The sequence below is a fragment of the Stenotrophomonas sp. GD03680 genome (genome assembly GCF_029844625.1).
GTDB classification, from domain to species: Bacteria; Pseudomonadota; Gammaproteobacteria; order Xanthomonadales; family Xanthomonadaceae; genus Stenotrophomonas; species Stenotrophomonas maltophilia_P.
This window is the reverse complement of sequence record NZ_JAOCKC010000005.1, coordinates 140,247-159,771: the sequence shown is the minus strand read 5'-3', so window position 1 is coordinate 159,771 and position 19,525 is coordinate 140,247. Positions and strand designations below refer to the sequence as shown.

Below are 19,525 nucleotides of genomic sequence, written 5' to 3'. Positions count from 1 at the left end.
GCAAGAACTTTCACCCGAACGGGAAACGGCCGGGTTACCCCGGCCGTTTCCGTCTACTGCGTGATGTTCCGACGGATCAGAACTTGTACTTCAGGGTCAGCTGCATCGACCAGCGCGACACGGCAGTGTTGCCCTTGTCGTTGTTGTTTTCCTGGATCGCGGGGTTGTCGGTGGAACCGGTGAACGAGTACACGTACTTGCCGGTCGCCGGGTCGATACCCGCGTAGTTGGCGACGCGACGGGTGGCGTAGAAGCCGTAGTCGTCGATCAGGCCCCACTTCTTGTTCAGCAGGTTGCCGACATTCATGATGTCCAGCGCGATCTCACCCTTGTGGCTCCTCACGAAGCCCGGGAACTCCTGGCTGATGCGGACGTCGAAGGTGTTGATCCACTTGGCACGGTGCGAGTTGGCCGGGACCACGCTGCCACGGTAGGCATCGAGCTCCGGATTCTGCGCCAGCCAGTTGAAGAAGTCCTGCTCCATCTGCGCGCTCTGCACGAAGCGACCACCGACCACCGAACCGAACAGCACGTCACCCGGGCCGCTCGGCACATAGAACAGATCGTTGGTGGTAGCACCGTCGCCGTTGGCATCGTTGTAGAAGATGTAGCTGTACGGACGGCCCGAACGACCTTCGTAGAACAGGCCGACGCGGGTGGCGTTGTCACCGAAGAAGTTGTGCTTCCACTCCAGGGTGCCGGTGATGCGGTCCTTGATCGCGTAACGCGAGTCGTAGGCCACGTCTTCGTTGGCGTTGAAGATCAGCGTGTTGTTCCAGTTCGAGGTGTTCTGCGAGCTGGTCAGCGGGCTGACTTCCTTGGACTTGGTATAGGTGTAACCCAGCGACCAGCCCCAGTTCTCGGTCAGCGGCTTGGCCAGCGAGAAGGTGGCCTGCGTACCACGACCCTTGTCGGTGTTGCGCATGACCAGCACGTCGCCGATGTCGCTCGGACGGTTGGCACGGTCGGTGGCACGGTTGGTGCCGGTGGTCATGCCGAAGTTGGTGCCACCCGACATGCGGCTGTTTGCCGGATTACGGCCATTCGCATCCCAGTAGATCGCACGACCGTCCTGGCCGTAAGCGGTCGGCGCCGAAACGTCGAGACGGTCGAAGTAGATGCCGTCCTTGACCTTGGTCATCAGGACTTCGGCCGACGCCACGATGCCGTACCACGGCAGCTCATGGTCGAACGCCAGGTTGGCCTTCCACACCGACGGCAGGCGGGTGCCCGGGGCGATGATGTCGACGTTCTGGCGCGCAGCTGCGGGGCCACCAGCCGGAATGTACGGATTGTTGCCGTCCGGGGTGAAGCCGCTGGTCAGGTTGCGCTCATCGTACTCGATGTAGTTCAGGCCGGTGTTCTGGTAGGCACCCGCCAGCCACACGTTCGGGGCAGCGCCGCCGAACAGGCCCACGCCGCCACGCAGCTGGGTCGGGCGCTCGCTGTCGAAGGTGTAGTTGAAGCCGACGCGCGGCTGCACCAGGTTCTTGTCGACCAGCTGGGTGTTGTTGAAGCCGTACAGCTGCTCGATGCGCGGGTTGTACAGGCGCTGGCTGCTGAAGTCAGGCATGTCGACGCGGACACCGAACATCAGGCTCAGGTTGTAGTTGATGGCCCAGGTATCCTGGACGAACACACCGGTGTTCTTCAGGGTGAAGTCTGCCGGGATATCACTGCGGCTGCCGCCGGCGCGCGGGGCACGCAGCTGGTAGCGCGCGATGCGACCGTTCAGGAAGTCCTCGACGCTGTTGAACTCGTAGACGCCGTTGAGGTTGCGGCCGTAGAAGTTCATCAGGTCGTTCTTCGAGTAATCGAAGCCGAACTTGACGGTGTGATCGCCGATGTACCAGGTACCGGCACCGAAGGCGCTCAGTTCCTTCGATTCCACGATGTTGACGTGCGTGTTCTGCTCGGTACCGACGTACAGCGAGTCGTTACCCGAACGGATGCGGATCTGCGGCATGTCGACCAGCGGAACGCGGTTGGCCGAGTAATCCTTGTGCGAGACCTTGAACTCGGTCGAGAAGTTCTCGGACCAGTCGCTGAACAGTTCGCCCATCCAGGTTTCGTATTCGGTCGGCTGCTGGTACCAGAAGTTGCTCAGCGAGATCGCACTGGTGCTGACCTGCGGGAAGCGGACGACGTTCTGCTCCATCTTGTTGTAGCGCAGGGCCGCACGGTGGTTTTCATTGATGTTCCAGTCCAGCTTGACCGCGTACTCTTCGATTTCGGTCTTGCTGTTCGGTGCCGTCAGGCTGCCCGGGTCATAGCCGAGTCCACCCAGGAAATTCTGGACGTCGGTGATCTGCTGCTGGGTGATGGTGCCCTTGCCGATCGGGGTGTCGCTCAGGCTGATGCCAGCGGCCGAACGCTCGTACTTCTCGTAGTTGCTGAAGAAGAACAGCTTGTCCTTGACGATCGGGCCGCCGAAGGTCATGCCGTAGGTCTTCTCGTCCTCGAAGCCGTTGAACTTCTCGCCACGCAGTTCCTCGCGGACCATGTCCTTGTCGCGGTAGGAACCGTAGACAGTGCCATGGAACTCGTTGGTACCCGACTTGGTCACGGCATTGATCACCGCACCGGTACCACCGGCGATGGTGGTGTCGTAGTTCGCGAGATCGATGTTGATTTCCTGGATGGCATCCATCGACACCGGCTGACGCTCGGTCGGCAGGTTGTTGGAGCCCAGGCCGAACGGATCGGAGGCACTGATGCCGTCGATACGGATCGCGTTGTAACGGGTGTTCTGACCGCCAGCCGAGATCGCGCCGTCAGCCTTGCTGACCTGCGAGATGCGCGGGTCCAGGCGGATGTAGTCCTGGATGTTGCGGTTGGCCGACGGCAGCGCGTCCATCGTTTCGCGGGTCACGTTCGAGCCGGTACCCATCTTGGTGGCGCTGAAGATGTCCAGGCCGCCCGCGGTGGCGACAACATTCACGGCGTCCAGGTTGGTGGCCGCCACGTCGCCGGTCAGGTTGGCATTGACGGTGTTGACCTGGTTCAGGTTCAGGTAGACACCCTCTTCGGTCTTGGTGCCTTCACCCGGCTTGGTGATGGTGATGGTGTACGGACCACCCACGCGCAGGCCGCGCGCGTTGTAACGACCCGACGCATCGGTCGTGGCGCGCGAAACGGTGCCCGACTCGGTGTGGGTGATGGTGACTTCAGCACCGGCGACAGGCTGGCCAGCGGCGGACACGACCTGGCCGCCGACACCTGCAGAGGTGCTCTGGGCGAAGGCGGGAGCGGCAGCAAGTGCGGCCACGAGACCAAGGGTGAGCTTGGACATCCGGAGTGGGTGGGTCATCTAGGGTAGCCTCGATACGAGTTGGCGATGGCGGAAAAAAAGACGCATCCAAGCGGCCTTGCGGGTGGCCGACTGGACAGTGATCTGGGGTTCCCGACCGTGTTGGCTGAAGGCAGCCATAACGGTTAACACTAGATTAACACGCTACGCCATCAATGTGACGGTTGTGCGACAAACGGCACCGGATCGCAACGCAATCATGACGGGATCTTCATTCCGCCTTACGTCGCCCTTCACCCTGCCGGGCGTGCGCTGCCTGCATCCAGGATCTGCCCCCGCCAGGCCGAGCCGGCGCTGGACAGCAGGGTCACGGCCGCGGCGGCGGCGGCCTCGGGCCCCTGCGCAGCCGGGTCCTGGTCGATCGAGTAGGCACGGGCGCGCAGGGCCGTGCGCAGGGGCCCCGGGTACAGGCCGCTGACCCGGACCGGACTGCGGCCCAGCTCATCATGAAGGCTGGCGATCAGGCCGCGCAGGCCATGCTGGGCGGCGCCATAGCCTCCCCAGTAGGCCTGCCCCACCCGTTCCGGGTCATCGACCGTGAACACCAGCGCCGCATCCTCGCGCTGGCGCAGCAGCGGCAGGCAGGCCTGCGCCAGCCAGGCGGGTGCGGTCAGGGTGACGTGGACGGCGCGGGCGAAACTTGCCGGGTCGGCCAGTTCGAACGGGGTCAAGCCCGGAAAGTGGGCGGCGCAGACAAGTAGCCCGTCCAGTCGCCCCAGCTCCGTCTGCAGCGCCTGGGCGAGGTCGGCGTAGTCATCGGGACCGGCCCCTTCCAGATCCAGCGGATACAGCAGGGGCTCGGGACCGGCTGCCTGCACCTGGGCGTAGACCCGGTCCAGCCGGCGCGGCTTGCGCCCCAGCAGGACCACGGTCGCGCCTGCGCTGGCGGCGGCCACTGCGGCGGCACTTCCGAGGCCACCACCGGCACCGGCCACAAGCACCACGCGGTCCTGCAACGGGCGGCCATCGAGCGCCCCGTTGGTCGGTGACGTCGATGGCGGCGCACTCATCCCAGGGTCGCCTCTTCGACGATGCGCTTGAGCTCGCCGGATTCGAACAGCTCCATGATGATGTCGCAGCCGCCGATCAACTCCCCGTTGATGAACAGCTGCGGAAACGTCGGCAGGTTGGAGAAACGCGGCAGGTTCGCGCGGATTTCCGGCTCCTCCAGCACATTGACGGTGCGCAGGGAGACGGCGCCGGCAGCCATCAGCGCCTGTACGGCGCGGCTGGAGAAGCCGCACGTCGGGTATTGCGGGGTGCCCTTCATGAACAGCACGAGCGGGTAACGATCGACCTCGGCCTGGATTTGCTGCATTACCGCCACAACCACACTCCTTGCTTCGCCGGACAAACCGACCGCGATGGTCGGCTAGACTGCCCAAGGTAGCCGCCATTGTAAGCGGATGGAACCGGCTGCCGCCGCCCCTCTGTCCACGAACCTGTCCATGCCCGTCGAACTGCCTGCCCTGCCCTACCTGTCCGGCTCCCTGCAGCCCCATCTTTCCGCGCAGACCGTGGAACTGCATCACGGCGCGCACCATCGTGCCTACGTCGATGCGGTCAATGCCGGCATCCACGGCACCGAATGGGAAGAGGCCTCGCTGGAGGAGATCGTCCGTCATGCCCAGGGCGCCCTGTTCGACGCCGCGGCCCAGGCCTGGAACCACGGCTTCTATTGGCAGTGCCTGCGCCCGCGCGGCGGCGGTGAGCCACAGGGACGGCTGGGCGAGCTGGTCAAGCGCCAGTTCGGCGACGTGCAGCGCCTGCGCGAGGAGTTCAACCGTACCGCGCTGGGCCTGTTCGGCTCCGGCTGGGTGTGGCTGGTGCAGCATCCCGGCGGCCAGCTTGGCATCCAGGCCACCCGCAACGCCGGCACCCCGCTGACCGGCGACAGCACGCCGCTGCTGTGCTGCGACGTGTGGGAACACGCGTACTACACCGACTACCAGAACGACCGCACGCGCTACCTGGAGGCATTCTGGCAGCTGGTCAACTGGGAATTCGCCGAGGGCCGGCTGCGCTGAGAGCATCCGCCGGGCGTCGCCCGGCAGCACCGGGCCATGCCTGGCGACACGGCGGGCATCAGGCGCTCTCGTGCGCCGCCACCGCATCCATGACCCGGGCCGAGTACACCAGTGCCGCGCCCGCGTTGAGCGAAACCGCCACCCCGAGCGCCTCGGCGATCTCCTCGCGGCTGGCGCCCTGCTTGAGCGCGGCATCGACGTGCACCGTGATGCAGCCGTCGCAACGGGTGGTCACGGCGACCGCCAGCGCGATCAGTTCGCGGGTTTTTGCATCGAGATGGTGAGTCTGGGCACCGGCATTGGCCAGAGTGGCGTAACCCTTGATGGTATCCGGCGAGAGCTTGCCGATCTCGCCGATACGGCCCTTCAGTTCCTTGCGGTATTCGTTCCAGTCGAGCATGACGATGACTCCGGGGAAAGGAGCCTTACGCTATCACCCTGGTTGATGCGCCGATGCGTGCATCGGCGCGTCACAGCGTTGCGCTTCCGCGTCGCGGTCAACCGCGCAGCGCCCGCACCGCCGGTGCGACCTGCAGCTGGCGCCCCAGTGCCTCGCCCACCTGTTCCAGCGCCGTGGCCAGTGCGCCGGCCTGGTCGTCGCGCAGCGTGGCGTGGCCCACCTTGCGGCCTTCGCGGGGCTGCTTTCCATAATCGTGCCAGTGGCCGCTGGCCTGGGCCAGCACCGGCGCCGGGTCCGGCATCTCGCCCAGCCAGTTGAGCATGCAGGCGTGGCCGAGCATGCGGGTACTGCCCAGCGGCAGGCCCAGCACGGCGCGAAGATGATTCTCGAACTGCGAGGTCTCGCTGCCTTCGATGGTCCAATGGCCGGAGTTGTGCACGCGCGGCGCCATCTCGTTGGCCAGCAGTTCGCCGTCCCGGCAGAACAGCTCCAGAGCGAACACGCCCACGTACTGCAGATGCTCGGCCAGCCGTCGGGCATAGCCGATGGCGGCATCCTGTTCGGCGGCCGACAGCACAGCAGGCGCCACACTGGCCGAAAGCACGCCATCCACATGCCAGTTGCCGGTCACCGGCCAGGCCTGGAAACCGCCGTCACGACCGCGCACGGCCACCACGCTGACCTCGCGCTGGAAAGCCACGAAGCCCTCCAGGATCAGGCCGGTGTGCTCGACCTGGGCGCCCAGGGCCTGCCAGGCAGCGTCGATGTCGGCTTCGCTGCGCAACCGGAACTGGCCCTTGCCGTCATAGCCGAGGCGACGGGTCTTGAGGATGCACGGCAGGCCGAACGCGGCCGCCTTCGCGGCGAGCTCCTCGCGGCTGCGGATATCGGCGAACGGCGGCAGCGGAATGCCCAGCTGCTGGAACAGCGTCTTCTCGCTCAGGCGGTCCTGCGCTACAGCCAGCGCTGCGGGCGGCGGATACACCGGCACCCGCTCGGCCAGCCACTGCGCACTGTCCGCGGGCACATTCTCGAAGTCGAACGTCACTACATCGACTTTGGCGGCGAAGTCCGCCAGCGCCTGGCGGTCATCGAAGGCACCGACGGTGAGCGGTGCCAGCGGCCCGCTGCAGGCGTCCGCCGCCGGATCGTACAGTTCGAAGCGCAGTCCCAGCGGCGCACCGGCCAGGACCATCATGCGGGCCAGCTGGCCGCCGCCGAGGATGCCGACAGTCAGGTTCATTGGCGCGGGTCGTCGTGGGCCATCACATCTTCGGTCTGGCGCGTGCGGAAGGCATCCAGCGCCTGGCCGATGGCCGGCTGGTCGCTGGCCAGCATCGCGGCGGCGAACAGCGCGGCGTTGGAGGCACCCGCATTTCCGATGGCGAAGGTAGCCACCGGAATGCCGGCCGGCATCTGCACGATCGACAGCAGCGAGTCCATGCCATTGAGCGCCTTGGACTGCACCGGCACGCCCAGCACTGGAACCGCGGTCTTGGCCGCGATCATGCCCGGCAGATGCGCGGCACCGCCGGCGCCGGCGATGATCGCGCGCAGGCCACGTCCACCCGCCTGTTCGGCATAGCTGAACAACACATCCGGCGTCCGATGGGCGGACACCACCTTCACTTCAAACGGAACACCCAGGGCCTCAAGCTTCTGGGCGGCGTGCTGCATGGTTTCCCAGTCGGAGCGGGAACCCATGACGATGCCGACGAGCGGCGCGTTCGGATTGGGGGTCATTGGCCGTCACCTGCCTTAAAGACGTATTCTAGCCGTCTTCCACGCAAGACGAAGAACCATGGATCGCAAGCTGCTCGACCTGCTGGTGTCGCCGGACACCCGCCAGCCCTTGTCCCTGCTGGATGGCAAGGGCCTGGAAGCCCTCAACAAGGCGATTTCCGCCGGCGCGGTGAACAAGGCCGACGGCAACCCGCTGGCACAGCCGCTGCGCGAGGCCCTGGTCACCCGTGACCGCAAGCAGGTGTTCCGGGTCGACGACGGCATCCCGGTGCTGCTGGCCGAGGAGGCCATTCCAACCGCGCAGATCGCTGACTTCCCGGCCGCATGAGCATGCTGCCGACGCCGGATGCGGCCGTCGTCGCCGCCGATGTCGCCCGCGCGCTGGCGGAGGATCTGGGCAGCGGCGACGTCACCGCCGCCCTGCTGCCCGACCAGGCTGACAGCGCCTACCTGCTGTGCAAACAGGATGCGGTGATTGCCGGCCGGCCGTGGTTCGATGCCACCCACCGCGCGCTCGACCCGGACGTGCGCATCGAATGGCGCATCGCCGAAGGCGAGTCCGTCACTGCCGGTACGGTACTTGCGCTGCTGCACGGCCGCAGCCGCAGCCTGGTCAGCGCCGAGCGCACGTCGCTGAACTTCCTGCAGACCCTGTCCGGCACCGCTACCACCACGGCGCGCTACGTGGCCGCCGTGGCAGGCACCGGCACGCGCATTCTCGACACCCGCAAGACCCTGCCCGGCCTGCGCCTTGCACAGAAATACGCAGTGCGCTGCGGAGGCGGGGAAAACCATCGTTTCGGCCTGTACGACACGGTGATGCTGAAAGAAAACCATATCCGTGCCGCCGGTTCGCTGGCCGCTGCGGTGGCGGCCGCGCGTCGGCAATGGCCACGGTTGCCGCTGGTGGTCGAGGTCGAAGACCTGACCCAGCTTCGTCAGGCGCTGGAGTCCGGCTGCGAGCGCATCCTGCTCGATGATTTCAGCCCCGACCTGCGCCGTGAAGCCGTACGCATCACCGCCGGCCGCATTCCGCTGGAGGTGTCGGGCAGCGTCGGCCTTGGCGGCCTGCGCTCGATCGCGGAGGACGGCGTGGACTGCATCTCCATCGGCGGCCTGACCAAGCATGTACAGGCCATCGATCTGTCACTGAAGCTGGGCCCACCGCCGGGTTGAGGCCCGGTAACGCCTGACGCAACCGCGTTGCCCGCCGGGCATGGCCCGGCGCTACCGGACGCGTCATGCACTGGGGAGCGCCGGGCCATGCCCGGCCGACATTGACGGATCCACCCGGCGTTCACGACGGCGCTGCGACGCTGCGCGCATCCCCCACTGGAGCCGCGCATGCGCCGGATGCTGTTGCCTGCCTGTCTGCTGCTCGCGTCAATGCCCTTGTCCGCCGCTGCGGCCGAGGCCTGTGATGTCCCGCCGCGCTTCGGCCTGAGCCCCTTGGCCATTGCCATCCGCAACGCGGCATGCAACGAGCATCGGCTGTGGTTCCGCCCCTTCATCGACCGCGATGGCCGCGCCGCCAGCCTCAGCGTCACGGAAGCCGAGAACGAGCATCTGGCCGACAACGGCCTGATTGCCTGGCAGCGCGTCTCCCACTACTGGCGTGACAGCGGGACGCTCAACGCCATGGGCAGCATCGCCGGTGCCAGCAGTTGTGCCGCACCACTGGGCTCGCGCTATACCGACAGCGACTGCCGTGCCTTCCTGATCGACAATCCCTGGTCGGCTGCCTTCATTTCCTGGGTGATGGTGCGCGCCGGGGTCCCCGGCTTCAACACCTCGCCGCGCCACATCGACTACATCCGTGCTGCCTACCAGGGTGGCCCTTCCGGCGTGCCTTACCGGCTGGCCGATCCAGCCACGGCTAAGCCGGCCCCCGGTGATCTTCTGTGCTTCCTGCGCGACCGCAGCACCACGCTCAGCTACAGCGGACTGGTACAGGCGCTTGGCAATGGCTCGGTCGGCCATTGGAAGTCGCACTGCGAAGTGGTGGTCGCGGCCAATCTCGGCGGTGACCAGACCTTGTACCTGGTAGGCGGCAACGTCATGAACACCGTGGCGATGCGGCTGCTGCCGCTGGATCGGACCGGACTGATCCAGTTGCCTGCGGCCCGCGAACGCGACAGCACCGGCATCGAGCCCAGCTGCACGCCGGGGCGCGAGGACGAATGCAGTTTCAACCGCCAGGACTGGGCCGCACTGCTGCAGCTGACTGCGACCGCGCCGTTGATCGCACCGGCACCGGCAGCGGCAACGCCACCGATGACCACAGCGCCCGCAGTGCAGCCGGCTTCCGGTGATCCGCAGCGGATGAACTGAATCTTCTGCTTGATCCAGCAGGCATTCGCCGCCATCTTTGCCGCATCGACACCCGACGCCCTGGAACCATGCCCACCCTGCTGCTGTTGCTGATTGCCGGCGCCATCGTCTACTTCTTCTGGAACGCTGCCCGCTCCGCCGCCGAGCGCGCGGTCGAGCTGGGACGCAACGCCTGCCGCGCCGCCAATGTGCAGTGGCTGGACCAGGCGGTGCATGCCACCGGCCTGCGCCTGTCGCGCGGCGAGGATGGCCGGCTCGGTTTCGAGCGCACCTTCAAGTTCGAATATTCCTACGATGGCATCGATCGGCATGTGGGCCGGATGGTGCTGCGCGGCGATCAGCTGGTGTCGTTCACCGGCCCGGGCGCGGCGCGGATCAGCCAGATCCGGCCGGATGTGGACGATGCCGAGGATGTCTGAGATTCGAGCAATGCAGAGCGCGTGACCGATCCTTCCCGGGCCACCTCTTCCCCGTCCTTTGAAATGGGGGCAGCGCCCTCTGCGCCTTCTGCGGAAATGCGGGCGAGTAGGCGAAAACGCAATTTTTCACGTTGATAATCGCATACCCCCGTGTTAGAACCTGAGGCGAGCGAGCTTCTGGAATCCCTCGGCAACTGGCACCCTATTCAGTTGATTTCGCTCGCCTTGGCGGCGATCTGCTAGCGATCTACCGCCCACTCTCGAAAGACTCGACTGCGTAACAGGCACATCAAGGAGAGATGTTGATGTCAATGATTCTCAATCAGCAGCTACGGAAAGGTGCAAGCTGGATTCGCGTGGGATTGATCGCCACATTCTTAGTGGTTATTTCTTCGTTTGCGCCGAGCGCGTTCGCTGGGCAATGGGTGCAAACGGGACGGGCATTCCATCTGGACTCGGAAGGAATAGCCCCATACGCGGTGTTCTGGACGAATTACTGCCACGGCGGCGTAGCAGGACCAACTGGCGTTTACACCTATGGGGAGACTGGACCCGAGGGCTACGGGTCATGCCCTACTGACGTAAGCACCGGCTGGGCGGCAAACATCGGGTCCCACGTCGGCTACTGCCGCCCGGATCCCGAAAGCATGGGTGGTGGGTACTCCTGCGAGGAGCGCACCTACACTATTGTCGGCCAACCCCAACTTCCAGGAACATTGCCCTCCTCCTGCAGTGTCCCCGGGACCTACGCATTGACCTACTTTCGTCGGGCAGAACTGGTCTACTTTGGAAGCGGCGATAATCCCAACGACTACTACGACCGAGTCTTGGAAACCTCGCTCGAGTACTACTGCCAATAGATTTCAAATCTGACAATTGAATGGAGTCGGCGATTGACCTCGCCGACATCCGTTTGCGCATCCGAATTCTGAACTACTTGACCACGCGCAGGTTCGGCCGGCCCTTCGGCGGCGGCCCTGCCGGCGGCGTATCCTCCGGCGGCGTGTCGTCGTCATGCAGCACTTCGTCGCCGGTCGACGCCGGTTCGCTGCCCGGAATGTCATCCGGCAGTGCCATGCCCTGCCCGGTCTCGCGGGCGTAGACGGCCAGCACGGCACTGATCGGCACCTGCACCGGGTAGCTGGTACCGGAAAAGCGCGCCGAGAAGCTCACCATCTCGTTGTCGATCATCAGGCGCACTACCGCGCGTTCGGCGATGTTGAGCACCACTCTGCCATCCTTGACCGCCGAAGGCGGCACCTGCACGCCGGGGACGCCGGCGTCGACCAGGATGTGCGGGGTCAGCTGGTTGTCATTGATCCATTCCACCAGTGCCCGCAGCAGGTACGGGCGGTGGCTGGTCATGTGGAAGAAGTCTTCGGTCATGCGTGAAGTGTACGCGCCCGACGCCCCGACCGGGGCGGATCGCCTGCACGCCGGTCGGCGTGCAGACGGGAAAGCAGCGGCCGGCTCAGACGGGCAGGTCGCGCAGCTTCTTTTCCTGCTCGGTCAGGCTGCGCACGAACCCCGGGTGGCGGAAGATGCGGTTGCCGTAATCCTCGATGGCCTTGCCGTCCTTCGGCAACGGCACATCAAGTGACTGCAGGCGCCAGATGATCGGCGCCATCGCGCAGTCGGCCAGGCTCATTTCCGGGTTCAGGAAGAACTTGCTGGCCTTGAACAGCGGCAGCGACGCGGTCAGCAACTCCTTCAAGCGCTTGCGCCCGGCCTCGGCCTGGGTCTTGTTGCCCAGCTGGATGGCCTGCACCTGCGGCACCCAGTCGTGCTCGATGCGCAGCATCGCCAGGCGGATGCGTGCACGTGACAGCGGATCGACCGGCATCAGCGGCGGATGCGGATAGCGCTCGTCAAGGTATTCGCTCACCACCGAAGCGGCGTACAGCACCAGTTCGCGCTCGACCAGGGTCGGCACCGAATGGTACGGATTGAGGTCGATCAGGTCTTCGGGCGGATTCTGCGGATCGACCGCAACGAAATCGAACGTCACACCCTTGGCCGCAAGGACCAGGCGCACACGGTGGCACAGTACATCGTCGTTCGAGGAAAACAGCGTCAGTGTATTGCGCATGCGTACGCTCGCCGCCATCAAAGGCTCTCCTACGACAGGAGACCGCCTGCCGCATCGGCGCCGCCAGCACCGTGCCGGCGGTCGACTTCTCCCCGAGTGTGCAACCGACCATCACAAAAGCCAATAGGCCCAGCCAACGGCCGGCGGCAGAATCAGTGAACGTCCTTCCAGTATTCCTTCTTCAGCAGGTACACCAGGAAGGTCAACAGGGCCAGGAACAGGATCACCCACACGCCCAGCTGCTGCCGCTTGAGCGCAGCCGGTTCGCCAGCGTATTCGAGGAAGTTGGTGATGTCCCGCACGGCCTGGTCGTACTGGCCGGCATCAACCGAGCCGGGGCTGTCGATGCGCAGCCCGGTCACCGGCGGGTCCATGCCTGGCCCTTCGGCCTTGCCGTGCACGGCATGCTGCAGGCCCTGCATTTCCCAGAGCGGGTTGGGCATGGAGGCGTTGGCGAACAACGCGTTGTTCCAGCCCAGCGGGCGGCTGCTGTCGAGATAGAACGACTTGAGGTAGGTGTAGACCCAGTCGCTGCCCCGCACACGCGAGATCAGGCTCAGGTCCGGCGGCATCTTGCCGAACCACTTCTCGGCCTGCTCCTTGGGCATCGCCACCGGCACCGGATCGCCGATTGCCGCACCGGTGAAGTTGAGGTTGTTCATCACCTCTTCCTCGGTCAGCCCCAGGTCCTGCGCCATCCGCGAGTAGCGCAGGTACTTCAGCGCGTGGCAGCTGGAGCAGTAGTTCATGTACAGCTGCGCGCCGCGCTGCAGCGATGCGCGGTCACCGAGGTCGTTGCCGGCCTGCAGCAGCTTGGTGCCGCCTTCGGCAGCGGTGGCCAGGGAACTGCCCAGCATCAGGGCGGCCGCGAGGGCCAGCCGGACCATCCAGCGCTCAGTCATGCGTGGTCACCCTCTCCGGTACCGGCTTGGTCTTGTCCAGCCTTGTCCATAGCGGCATGGTGATGAAGAACGCGAAGTACAGGAAGGTCAGCACCCGCCCGATGTAGGTCTCGTGCACGTCGGTACCCGGACCGGAGCCGATCACGCCCAGCCACACGAAGCACACGGCCAGCATGCCCAGCATCACCTTCGAGATCCAGCCGCGGTAGCGCACCGACTTCACCCGCGCCTTGTCCAGCCAGGGCACCAGGAACAGGATGGCGATCGCCGAGAACATCACCAGCACGCCACCGAGCTTGTTCGGCACCACGCGCAGCATCGCGTAGTACGGGGTGTAGTACCACACCGGTTTGATGTGTTCCGGGGTCACCAGCCGGTTGGCCTCGGTGAAGTTGTCGTGCTCCAGGAACAGGCCGCCAAAGCCGGGGGCGAAGAAGATGATGAAGGCGGCGATGATCAGCAGGAAGCCGGCGCCGACGCCATCCTTGAGCGTGTAGTAAGGATGGAAGGGAATGCCATCGGCCGGTGCATTGGGCGACCAGCGGTTGCCCTTGGGCCCCTTCTTGATCTCCACGCCATCCGGGTTGTTGGACCCCACTTCATGCAGCGCGCCCAGGTGCAGCACCACCAGCAGCAGCAGCACCAGAGGCAGTGCGATCACGTGCAGCGCGAAGAAGCGGTTGAGCGTGGCATCGCTGGGCAGGTAATCGCCCATGATCCACTCGGTCAGGCCATTGCCGATCACCGGAATCGCGCCGAACAGCGAGATGATCACCTTGGCGCCCCAGAACGACATCTGGCCCCACGGCAGCACGTAGCCCATGAAGGCCTCGGCCATCAGCACCAGGTAGATCAGCATGCCCAGGATCCACACCAGCTCGCGCGGTTTCTGGTAACTGCCATACAGCAGCCCGCGGAACATGTGCAGGTAGACCACGATGAAGAACAGCGATGCACCGGTGGAGTGCATGTAACGGATCAGCCAGCCCCACTCGACATCACGCATGATGTATTCGATGGAGCCGAAGGCCTCCGCCGCGCTGGTCTTGTAGTGCATCGTCAGGAAGATGCCGGTGACGATCTGGTTGACCAGCACCAGCAGCGCCAGTGAACCGAAGTAGTACCAGATGTTGAAGTTCTTCGGCGCGTAGTACTCGCTGACGTGCTTGCGGTAGATCGGCATCAGCCCCGGCGCGCGGGCGTTGACCCAGTCGGCGACGCCTGTCGCGGTACGGCTCAGGATATTGGCCATCAGGCTGCCCCCTCCGGATCGACACCGATGATGAGCGTGTTGTCGTCCTGGTAGTGGTGCGGTGGCACCAGCAGGTTGATCGGCGCCGGCACGTCCTTGAAGACGCGGCCGGACATGTCGAAGCGCGACTTGTGGCAGGGGCAGAAGTAGCCGCCCTTCCACTGCGGGTCATACGGTTCGGGGCGGATCTCGGCCACCATCTCCGGCGAGCAGCCCAGATGCGTGCACAGGCCGACCAGTACCGACACATCGGGCTTGATCGAGCGCAGCTCGGGATTCTGCTTGAGCACGTAGGCGGGCTGCTGGTCCTTCTCGCCGGACTCCGGGTCCTTGAGGCGGTCGTCGAGCCCATGCAGCGCGTCGAGGATCGCCTTGGACCGTTTGACGATCCAGATGGGCTGGCCGCGCCATTCCACGATCAGGCGCTGGCCTTCCTGCAGGGCACTGATATCGGCCACCACCGGTGCTCCCGCGAGCTTCGCGCGGGCACTGGGGTTCCACGATTTGATGAAAGGAACTGCGGTGAATCCGACGCCGACGGCGCCAACCACGGCTGTGGTGGCAGTAAGAAAACGCCGACGTCCGGTATTGACTGGATCGTGTACCCCATCGTTGGCCATCCGGCACTCCGATATTGATTAGGTAGCTTTAAGGCTGCCAGCGGTCTGGTGGGGGCCAGAGCCGCATTGAATCATGGGCGAGTGTAGCGGAACCGTTACGCGCCACACAACGCATTGCAACAACTCTTTGCACCGTGTGCCGACCGGCAGCCGGCGATGGGCCGTCAGTCGGCACCGGCACCGGCCGGACTACTGGTGACTCAAGGCACTGCGGTAACGCTCGGCCAGCTGGCCCACCCGACGCACGTAGTACTGGGTTTCGCTGTAAGGGGGCACGCCACCATGGCGGTCGACCGCACCTTCCCCGGCGTTGTAACCGGCGGCGGCCAGGGTGAGGTTGCCGTTGAATCGCTTCAGCAGCCACGACAGGTACTGCACGCCGCCACGGATGTTCTGGCCCGCATCGTAGGAATCACTGACCCCGAAGCGCGCGGCAGTCGGCGGCATCAGCTGCATCAGGCCCTGCGCACCGGCGCGGCTGAGTGCGGTCGGATTGTAGGCCGACTCGGCATGGATGATCGCCCGGACCACCGCCTCCTCCACGCCGAACTCGCGCGCGGCCGAAGCGATCTCGGTCTGGAACGCCGTCGTGTTCAGACGCACGGTGCCGAAGTCCACGCGCGGGTTGGCCCCGCAGGCGTAGCAGCGCTCCATGAAGCTGTAGCGGATGGTGCGCACCGGCCCCAGGTGGGCAACCTGGCTGGGCCGCGCACTGGTGTAGTGGCGCACCCCATCCTTCATATAGGAATAGACCTGGCCACTGACCATGCGCCCGGTGCGGGACGTGCCGGCAGCAACTGCCGGAGTCGAAGCAGGCACCGGTGCAGCCGGCACGGGCACGGCTGCACTGGCGGCCACCGCCACCGGATTGCGCTCGATGCTGGCCACGGTGGCCGGCACAGGCCTGGCGACAGTCGCTGCCGGGCGGGCCGGGCGGGCGGCCTCCCGGCTGTAGCGGATGGTGCTGCATTGGGCACCGGCCACACGCTTGCTCACATAGCTGGTGACCCCGTCTGCCCCCTGGCACTTGTACAGGGTGCCGGCGCTGGCCGGCGCAGCGGTCAGCGCAGCGATGATGATCGCCGTTGTCCCCAGTCTCCCCTTCATGGCCGCGAGTGTCCCAGCTTCGCCCCGCGTTGCCAAGCCGTGCGGCTCAGCCTGTGACGTCAGGCACAGCCAGCAGCTGCGCCAGCCCGCCCAGGCGCTGCGCCAGTTCCTGGCGCAGCGCCGGCGGCGTGGTCCACAGCTCCAGCGGCACCCGGTCGAGGCTGAGAATCTGCGCCAGCATCATGCCGCGGCTTTCCGCGCCCATGCGCAGCAGGCAGTGATCGGCACCCTCGGCTTCGAGCACGCCACACCAGGGGGGAATGCGACCTTCCAGCTCGGTGTGGCTGCCGGCCAGGCGCAGCACCACCTGCAGTGCGAACGGCGCCTGGCTGACCGCCTGCCGCACCATCACATCCGGCGGTGCGGGCGTGCGCCGATGCAGGCCGGGCTCGGCCAGCGCGCGCACCGCGCCCATCCGGTCCACCCGCAACGTGCGCCAGTCCTGGCGGCCCAGATCCCAGGCCAGCAGGTACCAGCGACGTCCGTAGTTGACCAGATGCTGGGCCTCGACCTCGCGCTGGGTCACCGCGTCCTGCGCGCTGCGGTACTCGAAGGCCAGCCGGGTTGCCTGGCGGCAATGCTGGGCCAGGCGCCCCAGCAGACGTGCATCGGTGGAAGGCAGATCCGACAGCGTCGCGGTAGCGGCGTGCACCTCGCCAGCCTGCTGGCGGCGGCGGGTCGGCACCAGTGGATCGAGCTTGGACAGCAGACCGCGCGCGGTCTCGTCGATGCCGGCCACCGTCGCCGAGGCCGCACGCAGGGCGATGGCCAGGGTGGTCGCCTCCTCTTCGTCCAGCAGCATCGGCAGTACCGGTGCGCCCGCTCCCAGCTGATAGCCGCCCCCTACCCCGGCCGACGCCCTGACCGGATAGCCCAGCTCGCGAAGGCGCTCGATGTCGCGGCGGATGCTGCGCCGATTCACCCCCATGCGCTCGGCCAGTTCAGCCCCCGACCACTGTCGGCGGGCCTGCAGCAGGGCGATCAGGCGGAGCAGGCGATGGGCGGTATGGCGCATGAGGGATCGAGGACAGAAGTCGTCCGCAATAGTGCCCCAGCATGGTCCCCAGTTCACCCCTCTGCTGCAAGGAGCACTGCCATGACGTCCCGCCAGATCACCCTCTATCACGCTGCCCGTTCACGCTCGAGCGGCGCCGTGGCCCTGCTTGAAGCCCTGGGTGCCGACTACCGCCTGCATGTGCTGGACCTGAAAGCCGGCGCCAACCTGGCCCCGGCCTACCTGGCCATCAACCCGATGGGCAAAGTGCCGGCGATCATCCATGAGGGCGCGCTGGTGACCGAGCAGGTGGCGATCTACCTGTATCTGGCCGATCTCTACCCCGAAGCCGGCCTGGCACCGCCGATCGGCTCGCCGCTGCGCGGCCCCTACCTGCGCTGGATGGCCTTCTACGGCGCCTGTTTCGAGCCGGCGATGATCGACCGCGCGATGCGCCGCGACCCGCCTCCGCAGTCGATGTCGCCCTACAACGACGCCGAAACCGTCCTGCAGGTGATCGAGGCGCAGCTGGCGCAGGGGCCTTACCTGCTGGGTGAGGAAATGAGCGCCGCCGACGTGCTGTGGGGCAATGCCCTGAAATGGACCACCGACTTCGGTTTGGTGCAGCCCGCCCCCGCCACGGCGGACTACATCGCCCGGATGGGCGCATTGACGGCCTTCGACCGGTCGCGGCAGATCGACGCGGAGCTGATCGCGGCGTAAGGGCGCCCGCCGGGCACGGCCCGGCGCTACCGGGCGCGGCAGGGGCCGTGCCCCATGAGCGTGCACCGCGGCGGGAGGCGCAGGATGCGGGTAGAATTGCCCGCTTTCCCGCCACCCGAATGGATTAAGCGCCATGACCGGGACGCCAGACGTCTTTCCGCCCGCCACGCCGGGCGGCACCCCGCTCGTTGCCCTGCCCTCCGCTCCGCGCACGCCGGAGCAGATCAAGGGCAAGCTGTACATCAAGACCCACGGTTGCCAGATGAACGAGTACGACTCGGCCAAGATGGCCGACGTGCTCGCCGCCAGCGACGGCCTGGTGCTGACCGACACCCCGGAGGATGCCGACGTCATCCTGGTCAACACCTGTTCCATCCGCGAGAAGGCGCAGGAGAAGGTGTTCAGCCAGCTCGGCGTCTGGAAGGGGCTGAAGAACCAGGGCCGCGAGGTCATCATCGGCGTCGGTGGCTGTGTCGCTTCGCAGGAGGGCGAGGCCATCATCAAGCGCGCGCCGTTCGTGGACCTGGTGTTCGGCCCGCAGACGCTGCACCGGTTGCCGGAGCTGATCCGTGCGCGTCGCGAGCAGAAGCGACCGCAGGTGGACATCAGCTTCCCGGAAATCGAGAAGTTCGACCGCCTGCCGGAGCCGCGCGCTGAAGGCGCGTCGGCGTTCGTGTCGATCATGGAAGGCTGCTCGAAGTACTGCTCGTTCTGCGTGGTGCCCTACACGCGCGGCACCGAAGTCAGCCGTCCATTCGAGGACGTGGTGGTGGAAGTGGCACAGCTTGCCGCGCAGGGCGTACGCGAGATCAACCTGCTCGGCCAGAACGTCAACGCCTACCGTGGCCCGTATGGCGATGGCGAGTTCGCCGATCTGGGCCTGTTGATCCGCACCATCGCCGAGATCGATGGCGTCGGCCGCATCCGCTTCACCACCTCTCACCCGCTGGAGTTCAGCGACTCGCTGGTGGACGCGTTCCGCGATGTGCCGCAGCTGGCCAACTTCCTGCATCTGCCGGTGCAGGCCGGCAGCGACCGCGTCCTGTCGGCGATGAAGCGCGGCTACACCGCGCTGGAGTTCAAGTCGAAGATCCGCAAGCTGCGCGCGGTGCGCCCGGACATCTCGATCAGTTCGGACTTCATCGTCGGCTTCCCCGGCGAGACCGAGGCGGACTTCGAGAAGACCATGAAGCTGATCGAGGACATCGGCTTCGACCACAGTTTCTCCTTCATCTATTCGCGTCGTCCGGGCACTCCGGCCGCCGACCTGGAAGACACGCTCAGCGATGCCGAGAAGCACGCGCGGCTGTCGCGCCTGCAGGAGCGCATCAACGCGCACGCCGCCGGCATTTCCGCGAAGATGGTCGGCACCGTGCAGACGGTGCTGGTGGAAGGTCCTTCGCGCAAGAACCCGAACGAGCTGACCGGCAAGACCGAGAACATGCGCTCGGTGAACTTCCCGGCGCCGGCACGCCTGATCGGTCAGTTCGTGGATGTGGTGATCACCGAGGCATTAACCAATTCGCTGCGCGGGCGGGTGGTGACGGAAGGCTGATCGCCGGGGCGGGGGGAGCCATGTACGGCTTGCCCCCACACAGCAGTCGTGGT

General features: G+C 65.9%; 20 protein-coding genes. 7 read left to right on the top strand and 13 right to left on the bottom strand.

Annotation, left to right across the window (positions count from 1 at the left end; genetic code table 11):
- Positions 1–76: 76 nt before the first annotated feature.
- The 3 genes from N5J29_RS08855 to grxD all read right to left on the bottom strand — a co-directional run bounded on the left by N5J29_RS08855 (position 77) and on the right by grxD (position 4,637).
- The gene (locus N5J29_RS08855; protein WP_164152712.1) at positions 77–3,310 is read right to left on the bottom strand and encodes a TonB-dependent receptor; all 3,234 of its coding nucleotides are present in this window, start codon (positions 3,308–3,310) and stop codon (positions 77–79) included.
- A gap of 233 nt (positions 3,311–3,543) precedes the next feature.
- Positions 3,544–4,320, bottom strand: coding sequence for an SDR family NAD(P)-dependent oxidoreductase (locus tag N5J29_RS08850; RefSeq protein WP_164152714.1), 777 nt, complete (start codon positions 4,318–4,320; stop codon positions 3,544–3,546).
- On the bottom strand, positions 4,317–4,637 hold the full coding sequence (gene grxD / locus N5J29_RS08845) for a Grx4 family monothiol glutaredoxin (RefSeq protein WP_053516610.1): 321 nt from the start codon (positions 4,635–4,637) through the stop codon (positions 4,317–4,319). Before grxD ends, N5J29_RS08850 begins: the two co-directional genes overlap by 4 nt.
- 121 nt (positions 4,638–4,758) lie before the next feature.
- On the opposite strand from grxD, the gene N5J29_RS08840 reads away from it, so the two are divergent.
- On the top strand, positions 4,759–5,337 hold the full coding sequence (locus N5J29_RS08840; RefSeq protein ID WP_065181386.1) for a superoxide dismutase: 579 nt from the start codon (positions 4,759–4,761) through the stop codon (positions 5,335–5,337).
- Between the two features lie 58 nt (positions 5,338–5,395).
- Here N5J29_RS08840 and N5J29_RS08835 read toward each other — a convergent pair whose 3' ends face one another.
- The 3 genes from N5J29_RS08835 to purE form a co-directional block, all read right to left on the bottom strand.
- Positions 5,396–5,737: a carboxymuconolactone decarboxylase family protein gene (locus N5J29_RS08835; RefSeq protein ID WP_053516609.1), complete on the bottom strand. Its 342-nt coding sequence runs from the start codon at positions 5,735–5,737 to the stop codon at positions 5,396–5,398.
- Between the two features lie 97 nt (positions 5,738–5,834).
- Positions 5,835–6,980 (bottom strand): 5-(carboxyamino)imidazole ribonucleotide synthase, encoded by a 1,146-nt coding sequence (locus N5J29_RS08830; RefSeq protein ID WP_065175858.1) that lies wholly within the window; start codon positions 6,978–6,980, stop codon positions 5,835–5,837.
- Positions 6,977–7,480: a 5-(carboxyamino)imidazole ribonucleotide mutase gene (gene purE, locus N5J29_RS08825; RefSeq protein WP_053516607.1), complete on the bottom strand. Its 504-nt coding sequence runs from the start codon at positions 7,478–7,480 to the stop codon at positions 6,977–6,979. Before purE ends, N5J29_RS08830 begins: the two co-directional genes overlap by 4 nt.
- A 58-nt stretch (positions 7,481–7,538) precedes the next feature.
- Here purE and N5J29_RS08820 point away from each other — a divergent pair, with 58 nt between their 5' ends.
- The 4 genes from N5J29_RS08820 (at position 7,539) to N5J29_RS08805 (ending at position 10,230) form a co-directional block, all read left to right on the top strand.
- The gene (locus N5J29_RS08820; RefSeq protein ID WP_005408847.1) at positions 7,539–7,808 is read left to right on the top strand and encodes a Trm112 family protein; all 270 of its coding nucleotides are present in this window, start codon (positions 7,539–7,541) and stop codon (positions 7,806–7,808) included.
- The gene (nadC, locus tag N5J29_RS08815; protein WP_111186038.1) at positions 7,805–8,656 is read left to right on the top strand and encodes a carboxylating nicotinate-nucleotide diphosphorylase; all 852 of its coding nucleotides are present in this window, start codon (positions 7,805–7,807) and stop codon (positions 8,654–8,656) included. The genes N5J29_RS08820 and nadC overlap by 4 nt, the downstream gene beginning before the upstream one ends.
- Before the next feature lie 168 nt (positions 8,657–8,824).
- Positions 8,825–9,811, top strand: coding sequence for a DUF2272 domain-containing protein (locus tag N5J29_RS08810; RefSeq protein WP_053516604.1), 987 nt, complete (start codon positions 8,825–8,827; stop codon positions 9,809–9,811).
- 68 nt (positions 9,812–9,879) lie between these two features.
- Complete coding sequence (locus N5J29_RS08805; RefSeq protein WP_053516603.1) at positions 9,880–10,230, top strand: DUF3301 domain-containing protein; 351 nt, start codon at positions 9,880–9,882, stop codon at positions 10,228–10,230.
- Positions 10,231–11,163: 933 nt separating this feature from the next.
- On the opposite strand, the gene N5J29_RS08800 is transcribed toward N5J29_RS08805, so the two are convergent.
- The 7 genes from N5J29_RS08800 to N5J29_RS08770 all read right to left on the bottom strand — a co-directional run bounded on the left by N5J29_RS08800 (position 11,164) and on the right by N5J29_RS08770 (position 17,215).
- Entirely contained in the window at positions 11,164–11,616 is a 453-nt protein-coding gene (locus N5J29_RS08800) for a ClpXP protease specificity-enhancing factor (protein WP_053516602.1), read from the bottom strand.
- Positions 11,617–11,701: 85 nt separating this feature from the next.
- Positions 11,702–12,337, bottom strand: coding sequence for a glutathione S-transferase N-terminal domain-containing protein (locus N5J29_RS08795; protein WP_053516601.1), 636 nt, complete (start codon positions 12,335–12,337; stop codon positions 11,702–11,704).
- A gap of 134 nt (positions 12,338–12,471) precedes the next feature.
- Positions 12,472–13,221, bottom strand: coding sequence for a cytochrome c1 (locus tag N5J29_RS08790; protein ID WP_164152716.1), 750 nt, complete (start codon positions 13,219–13,221; stop codon positions 12,472–12,474).
- A complete protein-coding gene (locus N5J29_RS08785; protein WP_053516598.1) occupies positions 13,214–14,473 on the bottom strand; it encodes a cytochrome bc complex cytochrome b subunit in 1,260 nt (419 codons plus the stop codon). The genes N5J29_RS08790 and N5J29_RS08785 overlap by 8 nt, the downstream gene beginning before the upstream one ends.
- Positions 14,473–15,093, bottom strand: a complete 621-nt coding sequence (petA, locus tag N5J29_RS08780; RefSeq protein WP_053516597.1) for a ubiquinol-cytochrome c reductase iron-sulfur subunit — start codon at positions 15,091–15,093, stop codon at positions 14,473–14,475. Before petA ends, N5J29_RS08785 begins: the two co-directional genes overlap by 1 nt.
- A gap of 189 nt (positions 15,094–15,282) precedes the next feature.
- Positions 15,283–16,200, bottom strand: coding sequence for a lytic transglycosylase domain-containing protein (locus tag N5J29_RS08775; RefSeq protein ID WP_164152718.1), 918 nt, complete (start codon positions 16,198–16,200; stop codon positions 15,283–15,285).
- A 46-nt stretch (positions 16,201–16,246) separates the two neighbouring features.
- A complete protein-coding gene (locus N5J29_RS08770; RefSeq protein ID WP_164152720.1) occupies positions 16,247–17,215 on the bottom strand; it encodes a WYL domain-containing protein in 969 nt (322 codons plus the stop codon).
- An 81-nt stretch (positions 17,216–17,296) separates the two neighbouring features.
- On the opposite strand from N5J29_RS08770, the gene N5J29_RS08765 reads away from it, so the two are divergent.
- Together N5J29_RS08765 and miaB are read left to right on the top strand one after the other, a co-directional pair.
- Positions 17,297–17,917, top strand: coding sequence for a glutathione S-transferase (locus N5J29_RS08765; RefSeq protein WP_053516594.1), 621 nt, complete (start codon positions 17,297–17,299; stop codon positions 17,915–17,917).
- Positions 17,918–18,050: 133 nt separating this feature from the next.
- Positions 18,051–19,472 (top strand): tRNA (N6-isopentenyl adenosine(37)-C2)-methylthiotransferase MiaB, encoded by a 1,422-nt coding sequence (miaB, locus tag N5J29_RS08760; RefSeq protein ID WP_065176220.1) that lies wholly within the window; start codon positions 18,051–18,053, stop codon positions 19,470–19,472.
- Positions 19,473–19,525: the final 53 nt, after the last annotated feature.

Bases quoted from the DNA above. Each gene is read 5' to 3' on its own strand.
- N5J29_RS08855 (WP_164152712.1), bottom strand. From the start codon at position 3,310: ATGACCCACCCACTCCGGATGTCCAAGCTCACCCTTGGTCTCGTGGCC.
- N5J29_RS08850 (WP_164152714.1), bottom strand. From the start codon at position 4,320: ATGAGTGCGCCGCCATCGACGTCACCGACCAACGGGGCGCTCGATGGC.
- N5J29_RS08840 (WP_065181386.1), top strand. From the start codon at position 4,759: ATGCCCGTCGAACTGCCTGCCCTGCCCTACCTGTCCGGCTCCCTGCAG.
- N5J29_RS08835 (WP_053516609.1), bottom strand. From the start codon at position 5,737: ATGCTCGACTGGAACGAATACCGCAAGGAACTGAAGGGCCGTATCGGC.
- N5J29_RS08830 (WP_065175858.1), bottom strand. From the start codon at position 6,980: ATGAACCTGACTGTCGGCATCCTCGGCGGCGGCCAGCTGGCCCGCATG.
- purE (WP_053516607.1), bottom strand. From the start codon at position 7,480: ATGACCCCCAATCCGAACGCGCCGCTCGTCGGCATCGTCATGGGTTCC.
- N5J29_RS08820 (WP_005408847.1), top strand. From the start codon at position 7,539: ATGGATCGCAAGCTGCTCGACCTGCTGGTGTCGCCGGACACCCGCCAG.
- nadC (WP_111186038.1), top strand. From the start codon at position 7,805: ATGAGCATGCTGCCGACGCCGGATGCGGCCGTCGTCGCCGCCGATGTC.
- N5J29_RS08810 (WP_053516604.1), top strand. From the start codon at position 8,825: ATGCGCCGGATGCTGTTGCCTGCCTGTCTGCTGCTCGCGTCAATGCCC.
- N5J29_RS08805 (WP_053516603.1), top strand. From the start codon at position 9,880: ATGCCCACCCTGCTGCTGTTGCTGATTGCCGGCGCCATCGTCTACTTC.
- N5J29_RS08800 (WP_053516602.1), bottom strand. From the start codon at position 11,616: ATGACCGAAGACTTCTTCCACATGACCAGCCACCGCCCGTACCTGCTG.
- N5J29_RS08795 (WP_053516601.1), bottom strand. From the start codon at position 12,337: ATGGCGGCGAGCGTACGCATGCGCAATACACTGACGCTGTTTTCCTCG.
- N5J29_RS08790 (WP_164152716.1), bottom strand. From the start codon at position 13,221: ATGACTGAGCGCTGGATGGTCCGGCTGGCCCTCGCGGCCGCCCTGATG.
- N5J29_RS08785 (WP_053516598.1), bottom strand. From the start codon at position 14,473: ATGGCCAATATCCTGAGCCGTACCGCGACAGGCGTCGCCGACTGGGTC.
- petA (WP_053516597.1), bottom strand. From the start codon at position 15,093: ATGGCCAACGATGGGGTACACGATCCAGTCAATACCGGACGTCGGCGT.
- N5J29_RS08775 (WP_164152718.1), bottom strand. From the start codon at position 16,200: ATGAAGGGGAGACTGGGGACAACGGCGATCATCATCGCTGCGCTGACC.
- N5J29_RS08770 (WP_164152720.1), bottom strand. From the start codon at position 17,215: ATGCGCCATACCGCCCATCGCCTGCTCCGCCTGATCGCCCTGCTGCAG.
- N5J29_RS08765 (WP_053516594.1), top strand. From the start codon at position 17,297: ATGACGTCCCGCCAGATCACCCTCTATCACGCTGCCCGTTCACGCTCG.
- miaB (WP_065176220.1), top strand. From the start codon at position 18,051: ATGACCGGGACGCCAGACGTCTTTCCGCCCGCCACGCCGGGCGGCACC.